The following is a 16,332-nucleotide window of genomic DNA, read 5'->3' on the forward strand; positions in this document are numbered from 1 at the left end:
GCAGCCGTAAGAACAGTGTCTGGATGGTAGAGAAATCTCATAATCACCCATCCAGACGCTTCCTGAGAATCTAACCCCGTCAGTCGTGACTATCCACTGACTCGATGGGAAGTACCGAAATTCAGTACACGATATTTTCACTACTGAGTTCTATTCACGTTTTGCTTCTACGTTGCTTGCGTCGATCTCTCCCATGAGATACGCTCGTCCTTTCTCGGTGATTTGGTAATAGCTAGCTGCATCTTTTGGTTTCTCCACAAAATCACGTTTCAGGAGCTCTTGGAGCGCCCTATTAACAGATGCTCTCGAGAGGCCTAAATTGTAATAGAGAACCTTTGGTGGAAGTGCCCAGTTAGTCTCATCGAGTGCTTCGAGTACTGGGTCTGTGGCGGTATTCATCCACTCCCCACGTTTTCGCATTAATAGATTTTGGACAAACCTACCTCTTATCAGCGTCGATTCATCCACTGCTCGATACAAATTTGAATCAAATTGAAGCACCAATGCCTCAACCTTTATTACGATTCCGCACTATCAGTTGAAGTAACGACCGTCTGATGGGCTATCTGTTCGGAAAAACGAACCCGTGGTGAAGACACGGGCCCGTCGTGCGGTCGTTAGGAACGAAACCGCATGTCCACCTACACGCACGCGGGACAAAAGTGTCCCGTCCGAGAGCCGCAGCACTCGCCAACCACCCACTCGTACACGACGCCACATTTTGCACACCCGTCGAGGGGTGAGGCCCAATGACCGACCCCAACCCCCACACGGAGACCATCCTCTCACTCTCCCGCACTAACCCTATCCAGGTCACTACCACCAAGCGCACGCTCACGGGCGTCATCTACGACCACGAACATACCGACCCGACACAGACCCATCGTGGCCCGGAACCCGGCCACCACACGCTGTTGTTCGCCACGCCCAGCAACGACCTGTACCGGCTCACCTACACCTACTACAACGCGTACGACCACCCCGAGCACCAACTCGACCGGTACGAACTCACACCGAACGGCAAGTACGCCTGGGTACGCACGCACGCCACCATCGAGGCCGTCACGCGCCCCGCCGACACCACCAGTGAAGACACCGGCCACCAGCCAGCCGATACTACCGACACACAGCGGGGGTATGACGAATGAGCGAATCCCGCGACTCGACCACTGCGACACCACTCCCCGACTGCTCGGTCAAGACGCACAACCCAGACACCACGTGGCGAACCACCCGCGTCTCAGACGGCCTGCTCGCGTTTTTCGACCCGTGTCGGTTCTGCTTCCCTGACGGCACCGTCGACGTCGACATGGTCGTCCGAAGTGGCTGCCATGGCAACTCACTCCATCGCCCCGACACAGCCGACCCTGAGGAGGTGACGGTGGATGAGTGACACCAGTCCGGTCGGAGCGACCGCCGTCACTGAAGACGGGATCTCGGTCAGCGAGCTTGCCGAACACGTCCACGTACTCAGCGACCGTATCGCCGACCTCGAAGCGGACGTAGCTGAGAAGGACGAGCAGCTCAACGACCTTGCCGAAGCACTCACGCAGAAAGAGAACCACATTGTCGAGGTTGAAGCGGAACTCGCACAGAAAGACCAGCGAAATAATGACCTCCGTATGACCGTCGAGCAGCAAAACGAACGAATCGAAGAGCTTGAACAGCGTATCGAAGAGCTCGAAACCACGACAACCGAGGCACAGGCCCATCGGAAAGCAATCACTCGCAAAACGGAGGCCAATGACGACCGCATCGACGAACTGCAAGCACGAGAGTTCGAGAAAGGTGCCCATCTACTCGCCGAGAACGTCGACCAGAATCGCATCACCGTCGAAGGTAACACCCTCGAACGGATCACGAAAGACGATGGTCGGACCTACTTCCGGCTCCCTGGTGAAGAGGATGCGCTCGGTCGCGGTGGCACAGTCGCCCATTCGACGGCGGATCTCCTCCCACTGCAACGACTCGCTCGCTACGACGACGAGATGCTCGCATCCGTCACGAATCGCAAGCCCGACGAACTGGCAAGCAAGGCGTGGCGTGAACGCGATGACGCCGGTCGCTATTCGTTATGGTCGACGGGCAGTGGCGAGATTCGTACCTATCTCGATGCCTCAGATCTCGCCGAGTGGATTCGCCTGAAAGAGTCCGGCGTGAGCAAGAAATACTCACAGGAACTCGCTCGTAGAACCATGGACGCGATGCACGAACTCTCGAAGCATCGACTGGGGATGACCAAACGAAAGCGATCCAAGGATGGGTTGCAGTATCGAGAGACGCGCCTCGTGTTGAAAGCGGACGTTGAGCTTCCCGGTGAGGTATCGAATAACAACACGAACGATAGCCCGGCCACAGACGAGGCTGCCAGAGAGTAGCGTGGCCAGGACGAAATCACGCCCGAGAGGGTAACACCGCTCTTACGACCTCCCACACGAACGCGGATGTGAACGCCCCGAAGTGACACAGTTCGGGACTGACGTCGGACGGCTACTCGTAAGTACGGCAGTTGTATCGGTGGCTATCGGCTAGGAACCAGCAGGAGGGAGAGAGCGGGTGCCGGCCACCGCGTTTGTGGTCGGAAGCGGGTAAATCACAGCGAGTCATATAGGTCACAGACCGTTTTCGAGTAGCGTGGACATAATCGTTATATGTGGTGTAAACAAATACGCTACAGATAACGGTATGCGTGTCGAAATACACCTCCCGCTTCCCGAGGAACAGATCTTCAGATATGAAGCAATGGACGATATTCTCGAAATTACAGCCCACAATCCAACAAGTGAATTCTCAAATCGTGATCTCCAGACACTCACCGGGTTTGGCGGTCCGAGCGTCTCGAAGGCGCTCACACTGCTTACCGCACTTGGACTGATCACGCGTCGCGACGTCGGGCGGAAAACCCTCTACCAAATCAACGACGACCATTTGCACGAAGCCGACGATCCATTACTGGAGATTCCCCAGGCACCCTTCCGACAACCGCTCAAACGACTCAGAGACCGCGTCACCGAGGAACTCTCATCGATTGCTGGCATCGTTTGCTTTGGCAGCGTCGCACGCGGCGAGGCGGATCGCGTCAGCGATATCGATCTGTTCGTGCTGACTAACAACGATGACGAACTCGTCGCCACACGACGAGCAATCTCGAAAATCAAATCGGATCTCGAAACACAGGCAATCGATGGGCAGCGATATGAATTCGAAACCTTCGTCGAATCACCAGCTAGTGCCCGCCGACGAGGCGCAGATCTTCGACCGATTTTCCAAGAAGGGGTCGAACTCTACACAACAGACGTGCTCCAAGAGGTTAAGCACGACATCTTCGGAGGGAACCAATGACATGTAACTACCCCGCCCTACTCAGCGACTGTCGTCGCTTCCTTGAGGGTGGGGCTTCCTGTTTCTGTGACGCGACTTGCATCCACGACGATGGACGATGAATCGCTACCATCAGTTGACACAGCGGTCGCAGTCTCCACGGGCGTGTCTTCGGAGTGAACCACTCCTAGTTTCTTCAGTCCTCGAGAGAGAACGTTCAGAGCCGCATTCCAATCCCTATCGAGTTCGAACCCGCACGTCGGACACGAATGCTCACGAACCCACAACGGTTTCCGCGTCTCCACGCCGCACGACGCACATTGTTTGGTCGTGCGACGAGGGTTGACCTGAACGACGTGACAGCCGGTCTTGTCGCCGTGGTGTTCGAGAATCGTGATGAAGTCACGCCATCCAACTTCTGCCTTGTTGCGAGCGGTCTCTGGGGATTCGAGCATTCCTTTCACGTTGAGGTTCTCAACGAACACGGCATCGTACTCGGTAGTGTAGAAGTGCGCGAGCTTGTGTTTGAAGTCACGTTTCTTGTTCGACATCCGAGCATGGACTTCAGCCACTTTTCGACGTTGCTTCTCCCAGTTGCTCGACTCGTACTCCTTGCGGGAGAGCAAGCGTTGCTCGCGTTCGAGGCGCTCGCGGTTGTCCGATAGGTCAAGTCTCCCAATCGAACGTCCCTCGGAGTCATGGACGAAGTTCACAACCCCGAGGTCAAGACCCACCGTACCAGCGAGTTCGATGGACTCAACGTTCGGTTTCTCGGGTTCTTCAACGTCGATGCAGAACGAGACGTACCACGCGCCAGTCGCTTCTTTCTTGAGGGTGACTTCTTTGATTTGCTCCTGGTCTGGAAGGTCTCGGTGCAGGCGAATCGGTATCTCGCGGGTTTCGCCTTTGAGCTTCTTGAGGATGAGGAGTCCGCGACCGTCCGGGCCACTCTTGGTGTCGAGTTCGAAGCCCGATTGCCGGTACGTGAAACTCCTGTACTCTCGCGGTTTCTTCCAGTTCAACGCCCCCACGTCGTATCCTTTGGCTTTGAGCTTCCCGAGGTTCTCAATGTTGTCGCGGATACGCTCGACGGCTTTCTGGAGGACGGTGGAGTAGACTTGTTTCAGGTCGGCCACCAGTCTTTGAGTGCGGGGAGCGTGTCTCGGACCATCCAGACGCGTTGCCGGAGCGTTCCTGCGTCTGTGGGAATCTGCTCGAATTCGTTGAGTGCGTGGTTGTAGAGTTGTCGCACGGTGTTTCGTTGCCAGTCCATCGCTTCGCGTTGCTCCTCGGTGGGCAACAAGCGGAAGCGTGGGCTGTACATCATGCGACGTGTAAATTCGCACGAAGTGCGGTGTATTAATCGTGCTGATAACGGTGTATTAATAGCGTGTTTGCAACTCGTGCGGGTGCTGTATCCCCTCCCTACTCGCTCACTTCACTTCGTTCCGTTCACTCCTTGAGGAAGGGGGCTTAGCACCCTATTTTTCAGCTAAAGAGATCGAGAACGCACTCGCTAATGCTGAAGACGCGTTCCAACGTTCACCCGTCAATCCGGAAACGGGGTTGGAATTCGTGACCGATCCAACCATCCTCTAATTGCGGAAGGCCTGTTGATTGCTTGATACTGCCCAATTTTTGATCGAACGCAATGGCCACTACACGGTGATCATGCGTTCCAGAGGAGTATCGCTGATCCGGAAGGCGACACAAGTGAAATCGGTCGCGACGCCCAGCCTGTTCCTACACCGAGTTGGTTCGAAAGCGAGTGATCGAAACATCGGTAACATCGTCATAGTCGTCGTCAGCACCGACGAGCAGGAGTCCGTCGACGTGGTGTGCCGTCGCAAGTGCGAACGCATCGCCCAGCGCTGGCGAATACCGAAACTTGAAATCTGCAGCGATGGGCCACGTCTCATTCGTATCCACGCGTCGAATGCCACTCTCTGCGAGCACGTCGACGACCGCATTGGCACGATCCTCGCTATCGATCGCGCGAACGATGTAGTGAATCTCGGCGAGCGTCACTGCCGAGATATATCCCTCTGCCGCCCCTTCCACGGCATCGACGTACGTTTCAACAGTATCACTCCCCGGCTCATTACAAAAATAGGCGATGAGTGGCTCTGCATCAAAGACGATCGTCTCAGGATGGGCTGGCTCTGCTGTCATACGCTATCCTCGTCGTTGGTCTCGTCGTCACCGTCGTACCGCTTTCGCAACTCTGCTTCGCTGGCCTTGTCCTGCTCGCGCTCGGCTTGCAACCGTTCGACTGCCGACCGGCCGTGGTCGTCGGTTTTTCCCTGCAAGACCCCACGGAGGTCCGTGACCGAGTGAATCGGTCGAACGACGATTTCGCCCTCGACGGTGCGGACGAATTTTACACGTCCGGGGGTATCGATGCCGAGTTCTTCCCGAAACTCCTTCGGGATGGTAGCCTGCCCGCGCGATGACACCGACACCACCTTTTCAGACTCTGTGTCACTCATACTTTTTCTACTCATTACTTTGGTCTACTCATACATAGTCGTGACGCAGCCAACGGATCCGCGGCGACAGACAATTGACATCCACCCACGACCAGTCGTGGGCTTCCGCCTCGAATCGTTACTGCGGGACGGGTTCTCTGACTTCGACCGTCCCTGCTACTCTCGGTCGTGGCTGCCGGCCGAAGGCCGGGAGCGGTGGGTGGGGAGGTGGGCGTGGGTGGCTGGTATCGAAAAAAGAAGAATCCGCCCGTTTCGCTATCCGACCGTGTCCACCGCACGCTCCGTTTCGAGGACGACCTGTGATTCTGCCCGTCCGTACCTTCCCTCGTAGGCATCGTACAACTCTCGAGAGTAGCGTGCGACGACACCTTTCGACGTTGGGCACACCTGACTCGCCGCATTGGCTACCTGTGCCTGGGTCACTGACTTCCCGTCCGTCAGCCGATCTGCCGCGTACACGGCCGCGCCCGCAACGGCCACCCGCGACGTTCCTGGCCCGACTGGCTTCGTATCGGCAACCGCCAGCAACTGCTGTCCCAGTCGAGCAAACGTTAGGACAGCGTGCGCGTCCAGCCTGTCGTCTAACGCTGCCAACACTGCATCCAGTGCCCGCACCTGCACTGGGGGAAACGCCTCGACCAGGTCACACTCGATCCGAATCTTCCGCGCTGCTGCACACGCTCGCTCGTGCGTCGACTTTGCGTACTTGGTCACCGCGTCCGTTGCTCGTGGCACGTCCGCTCGCCTCGCCGCCAACAGCACTGCCCCGGCCGCCAGTGATTCCCAGGCCATTCGGCCACCCGGCAATCGGCGCTCGGCCGCCTGTCGCATGAGCAGACACGCGTCCGCACAGACGTACCTCGGCAACCCGACGTTCTCCCCGATGCTCTGGACATCACGTAGGCTCTCGTTCAACCGTCGATCACGGGCGTCCATGCGCTTGTCCAACCGCCGTAACCGACCGAACCGCCGCTTCTGTTCGGCCGAGAGTGGCCGTCCACGCCCATCCCGTCCGAGACTGAATCGCGACCCGAGTCCGTGATTCACTCTGAACACCGTCGTCGGCTCGATCGCCCACTCCTGAGGCCCACTTCGCCGCACTGGCCCGTGCACACTCGGTGACACTGTCTGTTTCACTTCGTCAGTTCTGACGACCAGGCCACACGCCTCACAGAACGTCTCAATTCCCGCTGTGATCACCCGCCGCCCACACTCGGGGCACCCGCTCGTCTGGTCTTTCGATTGTCGATACGAACCTTCTTTACCGAAGCTGTTGCTAGTACTCATTGGAGTTCCAAGCTCCTGAAGGCGCGTCTCCTACCGCGTCTTTTCCGACACTCACTCCTACATGAGATTCATCGCTATCACGACTGGCCATCTCCTGCGCGCGCTCGCTTGCGCCTTCGCGAGCGCCCCTGGGCGCGAAGCGAGCGCGCGCTCTCGGCAGTCACACAAACGAGTCCGCGCGCCGACCCGCCCGACGCGAGCGGCCAGCACACAAGCCGGTTTCGTGTCCGTCGACCAGCGGGAGACGCAACCGAACGCGCGCTTGGTGCTGGCGTCGAAACCAGATGCCCGGAACGGCCGCAGGCCGCACGCCCGGAATGGTCGGTCGCGAGCGATGCGGAGGTCTCGTGAGTAAAGCGAACGAGACGTCGGTGAGCTGTGCTCACCGGAAGGCGGCACGCGGCGAGCGGACGGGCCGTCGAACAGCAGTTGAGCAGACTTCTGTCTCAGTTCACATTCCACGGGGTGACGCGTTGTGGCGGCGAGTGTACGACCGCGAAACGTTCGAAGAAATTAACGAAGTTGCGAACCCCCGTGAATTACGCGCCCGACGCACTTCAGACGGTGAAACAGTCTCCTGTCCACGATCCGCTGTGCAGGAACCGACCGACGAACTCGCTGGTAGATCGGGAGGGAACGAACGACGGCCCACCCAAAATCGACGGCGAGTGGACGGGTCGTCAGCAACCATCAATCAAAGCGACACCAGTAGCAACCGACACAATCCAGGGCGGAGGAGGGAAAGGAGACGGAGGCTCGGCGAACCCCGACGCACTCTCTCGCCAAGCCTTGGAACGACGAAGGAACAGTGCGCAGCGACGCGCGAGAGTCAAGCCCCCGAAGGCTTTCGAGCCGGTTGATAACGCAAGACAGACTATTCATTGGGGGGGGGGGGTTCTCAGAATTTTGTGAGAGAATGATTTCTCTGTACGAATCGACGAGCCCCACAGACACAATATAAAGTATAAGCAATAGGCTGCGCTAATATGCCGTATGGAGAATAATAGTTCGAAAGAAGAGTGGGATGATGACACCGGCCCAAAGAAAGGGGCGACTATCGAACTTGCCCTTCCCGTTCGAGATGCAAAACTCTTCAAGCATGGTGCCACGACGTATATTCTCAATTTCTTAAGCAATAACCCCGATAGTAACGTCTCTATCCGACAACTATCGAAGGTTGTTCCGCTCAGCGAACGGGCGACACGCGAAGCCACCAACGTCCTCGAAGCAAATGACCTCGTTGAGACGTTTCATAAAGGAAATGCACGCCGAGTCCACATCAATAGAAGCCGACTCGATAATCCAACTGACCCGATAAACAACATTCCACAGACGCAGTTTCACCCTCCCGTGCGTATTGCCTGCCACTACCTCGAAGAGGAACTCGAGGACATGCAGGGCATCATCCTCTTCGGCAGCGTTGCCAGAGGTGAGGCAGACCGCCAGTCGGATATTGACCTCTGGGTACTCGTCGGCGGTGAGAAGATGCAACAACGACACACCGCGAACAAGCTTGCGAAACATCTCGGTGAATTACAAATTCCGTCGACCATTGCGGTGAATGATGCGCTGAACGCCGATTTCGAGACTGGATGGGATGAGGTAAAAAGGATGCTGGAAGCAGACAACCAAGACTGGGCGTCCGCACAACGATATTCGTTCGAGATACTAATCGAGACACCACAATCAATCATCAATCAGTTAGATCGAGTCGATGCCGAGAAACTATTCGGTGAAGGAATCACCCTGCGGTCATCAGAAACACTCGACCGAATCAAGCTGGAGGTACTCGGTGATGAGTGACCCCACCGATTTACTCGATGAAATTTCGGCGGCTGAGGATGCATTCGGACGGCCGACATTCGAGCCTACGGGACGATCGTCACGACAGAGGGACAGGCCCGTGCGATGCGAAAGGTAGCGACGGCCGTCCATGAGCACATCGTCACGTTTGATCCACAACTCAAGCGGTTCTGCCAGTGTTCGTCAGGTGACTAGGTGCAGGTGTCGAATATCCATCTAGTCTGTGATAGGTTCGGCCGTGTTCGCACTTTCGAGCGTGAGCAAGCGTTCCCACTCCGGCGATCCCCACAACCGACGAGGTGGGACTGAAAGGGACCGTCCGCTCGCGCTTGCATGGTCGTCTATGCGGGCAACTATTCTGACCGACCGGTGCGGAGAGGTCAGAATATCGCACACAGCGGCCGCGAGCGGGCGGGGCTTTCAACGACTGCTTCGTCTCGTTTTCGTCCCACACATAGCAACCACGACGCAGAGCGACCGAACGCACGTTTGGTGCTGGCGTCGAAACGTCAGTCGTGTGGAGCTGACAATCGTTGAATGCACCGTCAGGGAGATCTGTGCCAGTGTGCTCCTCGACGATGTCACGATCCAGCCAGCGAGCAAGAGCAGTGTGTTGCGAAAAGAGTACTAATATTCCTTGACAAGGACACCGTCAATGCGGTCAAAATGATCCACATTACGAGTGACGACCGGTTCTTCGACTTCGATCGCAGTCGCTGCAATCAAACAATCGTCGAGACCAACGGTTATCCCATCATTTTCCAACTCACCGTAGAAGCGTCCACCACGGCGGGCGATTGATTGTGTGACTGGGACGATCTCTTTACTTGCCGTGACGTCAGTGATTTCGGTGTACTCCGCAAGCGAGTCATCGACCCGTGGGACACCTGCTTGTAATTCGGCCAGCGTGATAGCCGACACGCGGAGTGGTTCTGGTGACGCTTCGAGGTCGCGTGCATATGCCACTGCATCTGGATCTGTATGGCGCAGGTCAAGCAGGAACGTCGTATCTAGAATCACGTGTCGTCCTCGTGCTCATCACGGAGGCTCTCACGGACAGCGTCAGCGCCCTCACTGAGACTACTTCCTGCGTTCTTGACAGACTCGGCATAGCCATCGTCCGGCGATCCGGTGCCGACGATTTCGAGAAGCGATCGCTCCCCTGCTAATCGTTCAACGACATCGCTGAAGCTTTCACCCTCGCGCTTGCGGGCTTTCAACCGTTCGTACGCACTCTCACTGAGTGCGACAGTTTTGGTGTCGGAGCTCATATCTATAGAGTAGTGTGCAAATTCTATAAGTATTTGTGTTCGGCTATCCGGCGTGCGACTGGGGGCATCCCCGCCTTCTTCTTGAGACGAATGGGAGGCACGGTGCAAGCGGATATTGTCCGAACGGACGCCGAATACGCCACACTCCTCGCGGGGTCGACGTATCGCGCACGAACCCGGTATCGTCTCGCCTGACCTCGTTCGGCAGACGAGAAGTTGCCAACGGGAACACAGGGTCGCCCCGCTGTCCCACGGTGGAATCCTCGCCCTTCAGGGCGGGGAGGATGTCAAAGGTTGGTGGAATCGAGAGTGACACAATCCCAAAACGACCGTCCGAACACCTCTCAACCATTCGAATATATCATCAAACCACGATACAGGAGTAGGTTCAAGCACCGAGACGACACACCCCAGCCATGTTCCAGTCCCTCCTCAACGCGTGGCTGGCCGGACTTCGGGCCGGTGAGTTCTGGGCCATCGGTCTAACGTGGGCACTCAGCGTGGCATCCCACGTCGTCTTACGGTCGACTCTCTTTCGCTGGGAGTGGAAACTCGCTAGCCTAACCGGCATCGACATCTTCGATGTACAGTCCGACGACCCCCCACCGACTCGCACGGCACATACCCATCCCCCTGAACCATACACAACTGCGGATCTCCTGGACATCGAACGGCGTGAGACGACGACCCCACACGAACACACACGGCGCGTACTCACGAGCGTCGGCGTTGCACCACCGCTCGAAGAAGCCGTGTTTCGTGCCCTGCCACTGCTCATCGCCACCATGCTCACCGGGCACGTCGTCGCCGTCATGCTCGTCGCGAATGCAGTGTGGGCGTATCTCCACGTCCTCGACGGACGCACTCGGCATCTACTCCCACACTTCACCATGGGACTTCTGTCGGTCTACCTCTGGATCAACGGGCTGGGATTGCTCGCAGTAGCCGTCCATGCCGGACACAATCTCATTTTCGAACTCGTCCGAATTGGACAGACCGTGAGAGAACGATACAGACCGGACACGTTCTCACCAGGTGAAGTGCACCACGTTACCGTTCGCTCCGAACCGCCAGACGAGCGAGCCCTCCACACTGCCGAGACGGCTGATGGACGAACACTCGAAGTCGTGGACGTTACCCCTGGCGACGTCTACCGTGTCCGAGTTGCGGCCCAAATGGGGTTCTCAGGATACGCCTATCCGCTCGCGACTGACGACGCCGACGAGTCCAGAAGACGATAACCATCGAGACAGCACTCTTTCCAGCCGACACCAATCTCCTACCCGAACAGTTCACACCGTCAGAATAGGAATTTAAGCATCCGGCGTGTGCGTCATCGATTGTCACACCGACTGCTGCACCATCCCCGAATTACCCATCCCACCCACAGCTCGCACACCCATGGCACACGACGAATCCATCCCTGCCACTCCCCACGCATCGCCACACCTTGACGACGCCCTCACCACTGACCCACTCCCCGTTCCAGTCGACATCGAACCAGCCGACCTCCCCACGCCTGACCCACCCACACCACGCACATATCTCGAAATTCGCCCCGCAGAAACGCAGCTCAATCCGACCGACGTCACCCGGGCCATGGATTTGTTGTACTCCCTATTAGAGAGTCGAACAAAGACGGGGCTTCGCCACTCACTCGCTCGTTCGACACACGTACCGCGTCTCGAGTGGTTGCTCGTCGCCGATGGCCGCCCGGATTCGAGCATTCGCTATCTCGTCGGCAGTACCGATGACGACCTGCTCTCTGACCTCGAGGGTATCCTCCGAACCTGTTTTCCCCAGTCCTACGAGTGTAACGAGGTCGAATTCCACCCGCGATACGTCGAAGACCACCTTCCCCTCGTCCCCACACCGGATGGTGAGGGCACACTGACCCCAGAGACAGCGAATGAGACGGCAAGTGAGACCACCACACGAACGGTCACGCCTACCCGACTCGCCACCCCGTACATCGCTGGCGTCGAATACGAGGGCCAGGCTACGATGCGTCAGGATTGGCAGATGCCACTCACGCCGCTCTACGAGCACGCAGATGGAGCACACGAAACGCACACGCACACGGCCACGCGACGATCGACATCGACCACTCATACACAGCCACGGATTCCATTGGCACCGCTCATCGAAACACTCAGCAATGCCGATGTTCCGACCGTCTATCAGGTCGTCTGTCAATTCCGTGGCAATGAACACACGGCTGCCAAAGGCTACTGTACAAATCTCGAGCGCGGGACCGTCACTATCGGCGATCGGATCTGGGGAGAACTCTTCCCCAGCGACCGAGACGAAGACTACAATCCACCCCAACACTACAAAGAACGACGACAGGCAATCAGAGACCGCGACGTGCGGCGAACACTCACCGTCTCGGCACGCGCGGTTGCACTCTCCCGTCACACGCCAGCGGAGGCCGACCGGGTTGCCAAACGCCTAGCAAGCACACTCGGCCATCTGAGTGGGACAGAACACACGATTACGGGCCGCGTCGGGACAGACAGTACTGGTCGGACGTTCGGTGAGACACCAGCGGGGACACAGATATACGACGACCTCTGTGCGCGCACCGTCAAGGAGGCCACCTACGAAACGGCACGGAGTGCGCTTCCCTTCACGACCAATTCGAGTACGGGACTCATCATCACCCCGGCCGAACTCCCGGGCTTTTGTCTTGTCGACGGGAGCGCACTCACACCCAGTGGCAAACGGGCACTCGCACCACGACACACCGAACGGACCGGCCTCGTCCTCCCGTCACCACAGCAGTTGGTCCGCTATGTCCCACCCGGACAGGCGATTGGCATGCCACTCACCCACGATCGCCAGCCGTCCGGCCAGCCACTGTGTATTCGGCCCGAAGATCAGCGCCGCCATCTGTTCGTCGTTGGCGACACGGGCAGTGGAAAAAGCGTGTTGCTGATGACGGCAGCACTAACCAACCTCGTTGCGACCGAGGGTCCCGATATTCTCTTCTTTCACAAAGCCGGGACGGCGACGGAGTTCCTCCAGACGTATCAGGGCACGTATGGCCACATGGACGACGAGCGGACGATTCAGTATTTCGACCTGACGGAGGTGCTACCCGCCCTCTCGTTTTTCGATATTCGACCACTGCTCGATGCGGGGATTCCACGCGAAGAAGCCCGCTCGCGGAAGGCAGGCCATTATGAAGAGATACTCGCCGGCGTCATGGGCACCGAACAGTACGATCGCGCCCCCGAATCGCGAAAGGTCATTCGCAACACGATTCGGGCGTTGTTCGACCCGATACACGGCGATGATGCATTCTCGCATGCCACGCTGTATGATGAACTTCAGGCGATCGAACGCGGCGAGACGCCGCCTCCGGTCGCCGACGGGACGCTCGCACGCTACTTTACGGGGCTCGACGAGCGGGACCGCGATATGGTCAGAAACATCATGGGTGGAGCGACGGGCCGTGTCGAGACGATTGCCACCGATGGACGACTTGCACCGCTGTTCGACCACGTTGGCAATCACAAGCAGCCAGTGAATGGCCAGAACACGGATGATGACCAGACTGATGACCAGACGGCCGAGAATCACGACCCGCATTTCGACTTCGCGGAGCTCATCAATGAAGACGCGCTTGTTGTCTTCGATTTCGGTGGGATGGAAGCCGAGGTCAAGCGGACGCTCACGCTCGTCGTGCTCTCGAATCTCTGGACGGCACTCAAAGCCCGGGCCGAGAATGGAAATTCACAGACGCCTGCGAACCCACCGCAGGTAAACTGCTATTTTGACGAAGCCGCTGATGTCGCCGATACGAAACTGATGGACACACTACTGTCACAGGGGCGGTCATTCGGGCTGTCGCTCGCGCTTGGCGTGCAATTCCCCGCACAACTCGATTCCCCTGATCCGGCCAGTAACACGTACGAAGAGGCACTCAACGAAATCGCCACCCTCGTCGTTGGCAACGTCTCACTTGCAGACGAGCTCGCAGAGGCGTTAGCCACACCCGACATGCCACCACACGCGCTCAAGCGTCGGCTTGCGGCGATGCCGAGTGGTGAGTGGCTCGTCCGGCCAGGGTCGGGCTTCGATACCCCGACGGTGCGCCCATTTCTCGCGACATCGCTTCCTGCATTGCCCGGTCATCCTGCGAGCGACCACTCCCTGTCAGACACGGACGAGCTTCTGTTCCGGGCTGCGTTCGAGCGAATTACAGCCCAGACCGCACTGGAGTCGGGGCTCAGAGTCGCGTCCATGCCGACGAGCGAGGCGGCAGGGACGAAAGATGCAGACGCGGATGGAGAGCGTGAGGATGACGACTCGGGTGCACAAGCACAAGCACAAGCACAAGCACAAGCACAAGCGCACACAGCTGTTCGAGTCGATACGCTTCTCCCGCATACCAAGCGCTTGCCGACGTCGGTGGCGTACGACGAGGAGACACATGCCCTTCGATGCATCCGCTGTGAGAATCGCTATGACCCATCGATCGAGGGCATGCGCCGAGCGATTGAGTGTTGTCACATGCTGGATGCGGTGGATCGTGATGACGTTCCGATCTGTGAGTTCAATCTCAAGCTGGCACCCGAAGAGATCGAGGCCTCGGCGTGGTCGGTGAGACAGTTATTGTTCTTGCAGGCGGTGTATAACGCCCAGCAGTTACGATATGATTCGTTAGAGTATGATCTCCTCACGGATTCGATGCTCCGCCTCCAGGAGTACGTCGGCATCGATTCCGATGAGGTGCGGGCGTTGCTCGAGACCGACTTGCTTAGACAGGATACTGACCACCCACATCGGCTATACACGGTGACGGCCGATGGCCGAACAGTGATTGGCGAAAGCTACAGACAAGGTGTCGATTATGGGCATGGACGAGGCGATCTTGAAGAATCCAGTGAGCACGTCTTTGGGGTCGAAGTGCTGCGTCAATATCTCGACCAAGAGTATGCACAGAACGTGGAATCGGCTGTTGTGGACGTTGTTCCCTACTATGAAATCGACGAACAGCGTCGCCTTGATGTTGCTGGCCTAGATGAGACTGGAACTATCGTCGTTGCTGGTGAAGCAGAACGCATCAACCACGACATTGGACGGGCCGTCCCTGATGATTTCGATAAGATGGCCGATTGCGATGTCGAGGAGGCGATCTGGGTCGTTCCCAAACAGGCTGATGGGCATAAGGTGCTTGCGGCGTTGAACGAGCCATTAGAGGGGAAACAGCGTGTTGAAAAGACGTATGCGGAGACGACACCACCCCAGCAGTTTCGGATTGATACTCCGGGGTTAACGGCGGTGTATCCGGCCGGGTGGTTGCGAGGTCGACTCTCCGACTGTGATTCGTGACAGCCTCTCACGCCTACCGTCGTGGGCTTCCCACAGACCGATTCTGCTGAGGTGGGTAGGTGCAGGTTTGCACTCCACCCGATTCATCCCCTGTCTTTCGTCGTGGGTTTCTCGCCTGCAATTCATAATCGCTATTGTGCGTTCAGACCGGTCGAACATTGATGTTACTGTCAGAGCGTCGTCCAACTGTCGTTCATAACCGGCTCTCGCCTCCGCAAGAAGGGTCGCTACCACATGATGGAGAATCAACTAGGAGGAAAACAAGGCAATTGAGAAGAAAAGTGCCTTGTCAGCAGGACGTGCCATGTGGTCGATCATCGCACTGTCGTGCGGTTTGGTTCAGCGACCGCAGACCGGGTTCCTGATTTCATAACTGGCCAAAACCACTAGACGGAACCCGATTATGAAGGTTTTATCCGGGGACGCATGATAGATTTTCACCCCCTGCGAGATCGGACCAGTATGCGCACAACCGCTGTCTCGATTGATTTCGGCTGTTTCAGCCATGTTCCCGTCCGGGTCGGCACTAGTTACTAGTTCCCTTTTACTCCTCTCACATCACACGTATTGCGGTGAGTGAGGCCGATTATGAACACCCGTCGAGGCTGTTTTGACGGTATGGAAACTCCATAATCGGTTCTCGTGTTCCGATTTCGATTATGGACGGAAGAAAACGACCCTCTCTCCGCTTTCAATAGGATTTCACCTATGGAAACGCTGCTAACCGAACAAACCACCGCTGGCGACAAAATAATTACGCCGTTCCCGTATCTGCTGTCCTCACAGCCGGTAGGCGGTCGGAACGTGTCTGCGGTGCGGTC

At 57.4% G+C, this 16,332-nt stretch carries 14 protein-coding genes and 1 pseudogene; 8 read left to right on the forward strand and 7 right to left on the reverse strand.

All coding sequences use genetic code 11. The features are described 5' to 3' along the window. Window positions 1-150 precede the first annotated feature (150 nt). Window positions 151-399: a helix-turn-helix domain-containing protein gene (locus ACR3FF_RS21055; RefSeq protein WP_458190096.1), complete on the reverse strand. Its 249-nt coding sequence runs from the start codon at window positions 397-399 to the stop codon at window positions 151-153. Between the two features lie 350 nt (window positions 400-749). Between ACR3FF_RS21055 and ACR3FF_RS21060 the strand changes: the two genes are divergently transcribed. From ACR3FF_RS21060 to ACR3FF_RS21075, 4 genes are all read left to right on the forward strand, one after another. Continuing rightward, the gene (locus ACR3FF_RS21060; RefSeq protein ID WP_458190097.1) at window positions 750-1,148 is read left to right on the forward strand and encodes a hypothetical protein; all 399 of its coding nucleotides are present in this window, start codon (window positions 750-752) and stop codon (window positions 1,146-1,148) included. Beyond that, window positions 1,145-1,393: a hypothetical protein gene (locus ACR3FF_RS21065; protein ID WP_458190098.1), complete on the forward strand. Its 249-nt coding sequence runs from the start codon at window positions 1,145-1,147 to the stop codon at window positions 1,391-1,393. Before ACR3FF_RS21060 ends, ACR3FF_RS21065 begins: the two co-directional genes overlap by 4 nt. Further along, complete coding sequence (locus tag ACR3FF_RS21070; protein ID WP_458190099.1) at window positions 1,386-2,378, forward strand: DUF8008 family protein; 993 nt, start codon at window positions 1,386-1,388, stop codon at window positions 2,376-2,378. The genes ACR3FF_RS21065 and ACR3FF_RS21070 overlap by 8 nt, the downstream gene beginning before the upstream one ends. Window positions 2,379-2,685: 307 nt before the next feature. Next, complete coding sequence (locus ACR3FF_RS21075; protein WP_458190100.1) at window positions 2,686-3,342, forward strand: nucleotidyltransferase domain-containing protein; 657 nt, start codon at window positions 2,686-2,688, stop codon at window positions 3,340-3,342. 17 nt (window positions 3,343-3,359) lie between these two features. On the opposite strand, the pseudogene ACR3FF_RS21080 reads toward ACR3FF_RS21075, so the two are convergent. The 4 genes and pseudogenes from ACR3FF_RS21080 to ACR3FF_RS21095 all read right to left on the reverse strand — a co-directional run bounded on the left by ACR3FF_RS21080 (window position 3,360) and on the right by ACR3FF_RS21095 (window position 6,857). Next, window positions 3,360-4,648 (reverse strand): annotated as a pseudogene (locus ACR3FF_RS21080) (RNA-guided endonuclease InsQ/TnpB family protein). A gap of 416 nt (window positions 4,649-5,064) precedes the next feature. Further along, window positions 5,065-5,493, reverse strand: a complete 429-nt coding sequence (locus ACR3FF_RS21085; protein WP_458190102.1) for a PIN domain-containing protein — start codon at window positions 5,491-5,493, stop codon at window positions 5,065-5,067. Continuing rightward, entirely contained in the window at window positions 5,490-5,810 is a 321-nt protein-coding gene (locus tag ACR3FF_RS21090; protein ID WP_458190104.1) for an AbrB/MazE/SpoVT family DNA-binding domain-containing protein, read from the reverse strand. Before ACR3FF_RS21090 ends, ACR3FF_RS21085 begins: the two co-directional genes overlap by 4 nt. 255 nt (window positions 5,811-6,065) lie before the next feature. Then, window positions 6,066-6,857: a transcription initiation factor IIB family protein gene (locus tag ACR3FF_RS21095; RefSeq protein WP_458190105.1), complete on the reverse strand. Its 792-nt coding sequence runs from the start codon at window positions 6,855-6,857 to the stop codon at window positions 6,066-6,068. Between the two features lie 1,233 nt (window positions 6,858-8,090). Here ACR3FF_RS21095 and ACR3FF_RS21100 point away from each other — a divergent pair. Both ACR3FF_RS21100 and ACR3FF_RS27455 read left to right on the forward strand, forming a co-directional pair. After that, window positions 8,091-8,900 (forward strand): nucleotidyltransferase domain-containing protein, encoded by an 810-nt coding sequence (locus tag ACR3FF_RS21100; protein ID WP_458190106.1) that lies wholly within the window; start codon window positions 8,091-8,093, stop codon window positions 8,898-8,900. 75 nt (window positions 8,901-8,975) lie between these two features. After that, window positions 8,976-9,095, forward strand: a complete 120-nt coding sequence (locus ACR3FF_RS27455) for a hypothetical protein (RefSeq protein WP_472850163.1) — start codon at window positions 8,976-8,978, stop codon at window positions 9,093-9,095. Window positions 9,096-9,527: 432 nt separating this feature from the next. On the opposite strand, the gene ACR3FF_RS21105 is transcribed toward ACR3FF_RS27455, so the two are convergent. Together ACR3FF_RS21105 and ACR3FF_RS21110 are read right to left on the reverse strand one after the other, a co-directional pair. Then, the gene (locus tag ACR3FF_RS21105; RefSeq protein ID WP_458190107.1) at window positions 9,528-9,920 is read right to left on the reverse strand and encodes a PIN domain-containing protein; all 393 of its coding nucleotides are present in this window, start codon (window positions 9,918-9,920) and stop codon (window positions 9,528-9,530) included. Then, complete coding sequence (locus tag ACR3FF_RS21110; RefSeq protein WP_458190108.1) at window positions 9,917-10,171, reverse strand: antitoxin VapB family protein; 255 nt, start codon at window positions 10,169-10,171, stop codon at window positions 9,917-9,919. The genes ACR3FF_RS21105 and ACR3FF_RS21110 overlap by 4 nt, the downstream gene beginning before the upstream one ends. A 416-nt stretch (window positions 10,172-10,587) precedes the next feature. Between ACR3FF_RS21110 and ACR3FF_RS21115 the strand changes: the two genes are divergently transcribed. Both ACR3FF_RS21115 and ACR3FF_RS21120 read left to right on the forward strand, forming a co-directional pair. Next, window positions 10,588-11,412 (forward strand): CPBP family glutamic-type intramembrane protease, encoded by an 825-nt coding sequence (locus tag ACR3FF_RS21115; protein ID WP_458190109.1) that lies wholly within the window; start codon window positions 10,588-10,590, stop codon window positions 11,410-11,412. A gap of 160 nt (window positions 11,413-11,572) precedes the next feature. Next, window positions 11,573-15,511 (forward strand): ATP-binding protein, encoded by a 3,939-nt coding sequence (locus ACR3FF_RS21120; protein WP_458190110.1) that lies wholly within the window; start codon window positions 11,573-11,575, stop codon window positions 15,509-15,511. Window positions 15,512-16,332: the final 821 nt, after the last annotated feature.

This window comes from Haladaptatus ordinarius (genome assembly GCF_054177595.1).

Bases quoted from the DNA above. Each gene is read 5' to 3' on its own strand.
- ACR3FF_RS21070 (WP_458190099.1), top strand. From the start codon at position 1,386: ATGAGTGACACCAGTCCGGTCGGAGCGACCGCCGTCACTGAAGACGGG.
- ACR3FF_RS21065 (WP_458190098.1), top strand. From the start codon at position 1,145: ATGAGCGAATCCCGCGACTCGACCACTGCGACACCACTCCCCGACTGC.
- ACR3FF_RS21120 (WP_458190110.1), top strand. From the start codon at position 11,573: ATGGCACACGACGAATCCATCCCTGCCACTCCCCACGCATCGCCACAC.
- ACR3FF_RS21110 (WP_458190108.1), bottom strand. From the start codon at position 10,171: ATGAGCTCCGACACCAAAACTGTCGCACTCAGTGAGAGTGCGTACGAA.
- ACR3FF_RS21085 (WP_458190102.1), bottom strand. From the start codon at position 5,493: ATGACAGCAGAGCCAGCCCATCCTGAGACGATCGTCTTTGATGCAGAG.
- ACR3FF_RS21090 (WP_458190104.1), bottom strand. From the start codon at position 5,810: ATGAGTGACACAGAGTCTGAAAAGGTGGTGTCGGTGTCATCGCGCGGG.
- ACR3FF_RS21100 (WP_458190106.1), top strand. From the start codon at position 8,091: ATGGAGAATAATAGTTCGAAAGAAGAGTGGGATGATGACACCGGCCCA.
- ACR3FF_RS21060 (WP_458190097.1), top strand. From the start codon at position 750: ATGACCGACCCCAACCCCCACACGGAGACCATCCTCTCACTCTCCCGC.
- ACR3FF_RS21055 (WP_458190096.1), bottom strand. From the start codon at position 399: ATGAATACCGCCACAGACCCAGTACTCGAAGCACTCGATGAGACTAAC.
- ACR3FF_RS21075 (WP_458190100.1), top strand. From the start codon at position 2,686: ATGCGTGTCGAAATACACCTCCCGCTTCCCGAGGAACAGATCTTCAGA.
- ACR3FF_RS21115 (WP_458190109.1), top strand. From the start codon at position 10,588: ATGTTCCAGTCCCTCCTCAACGCGTGGCTGGCCGGACTTCGGGCCGGT.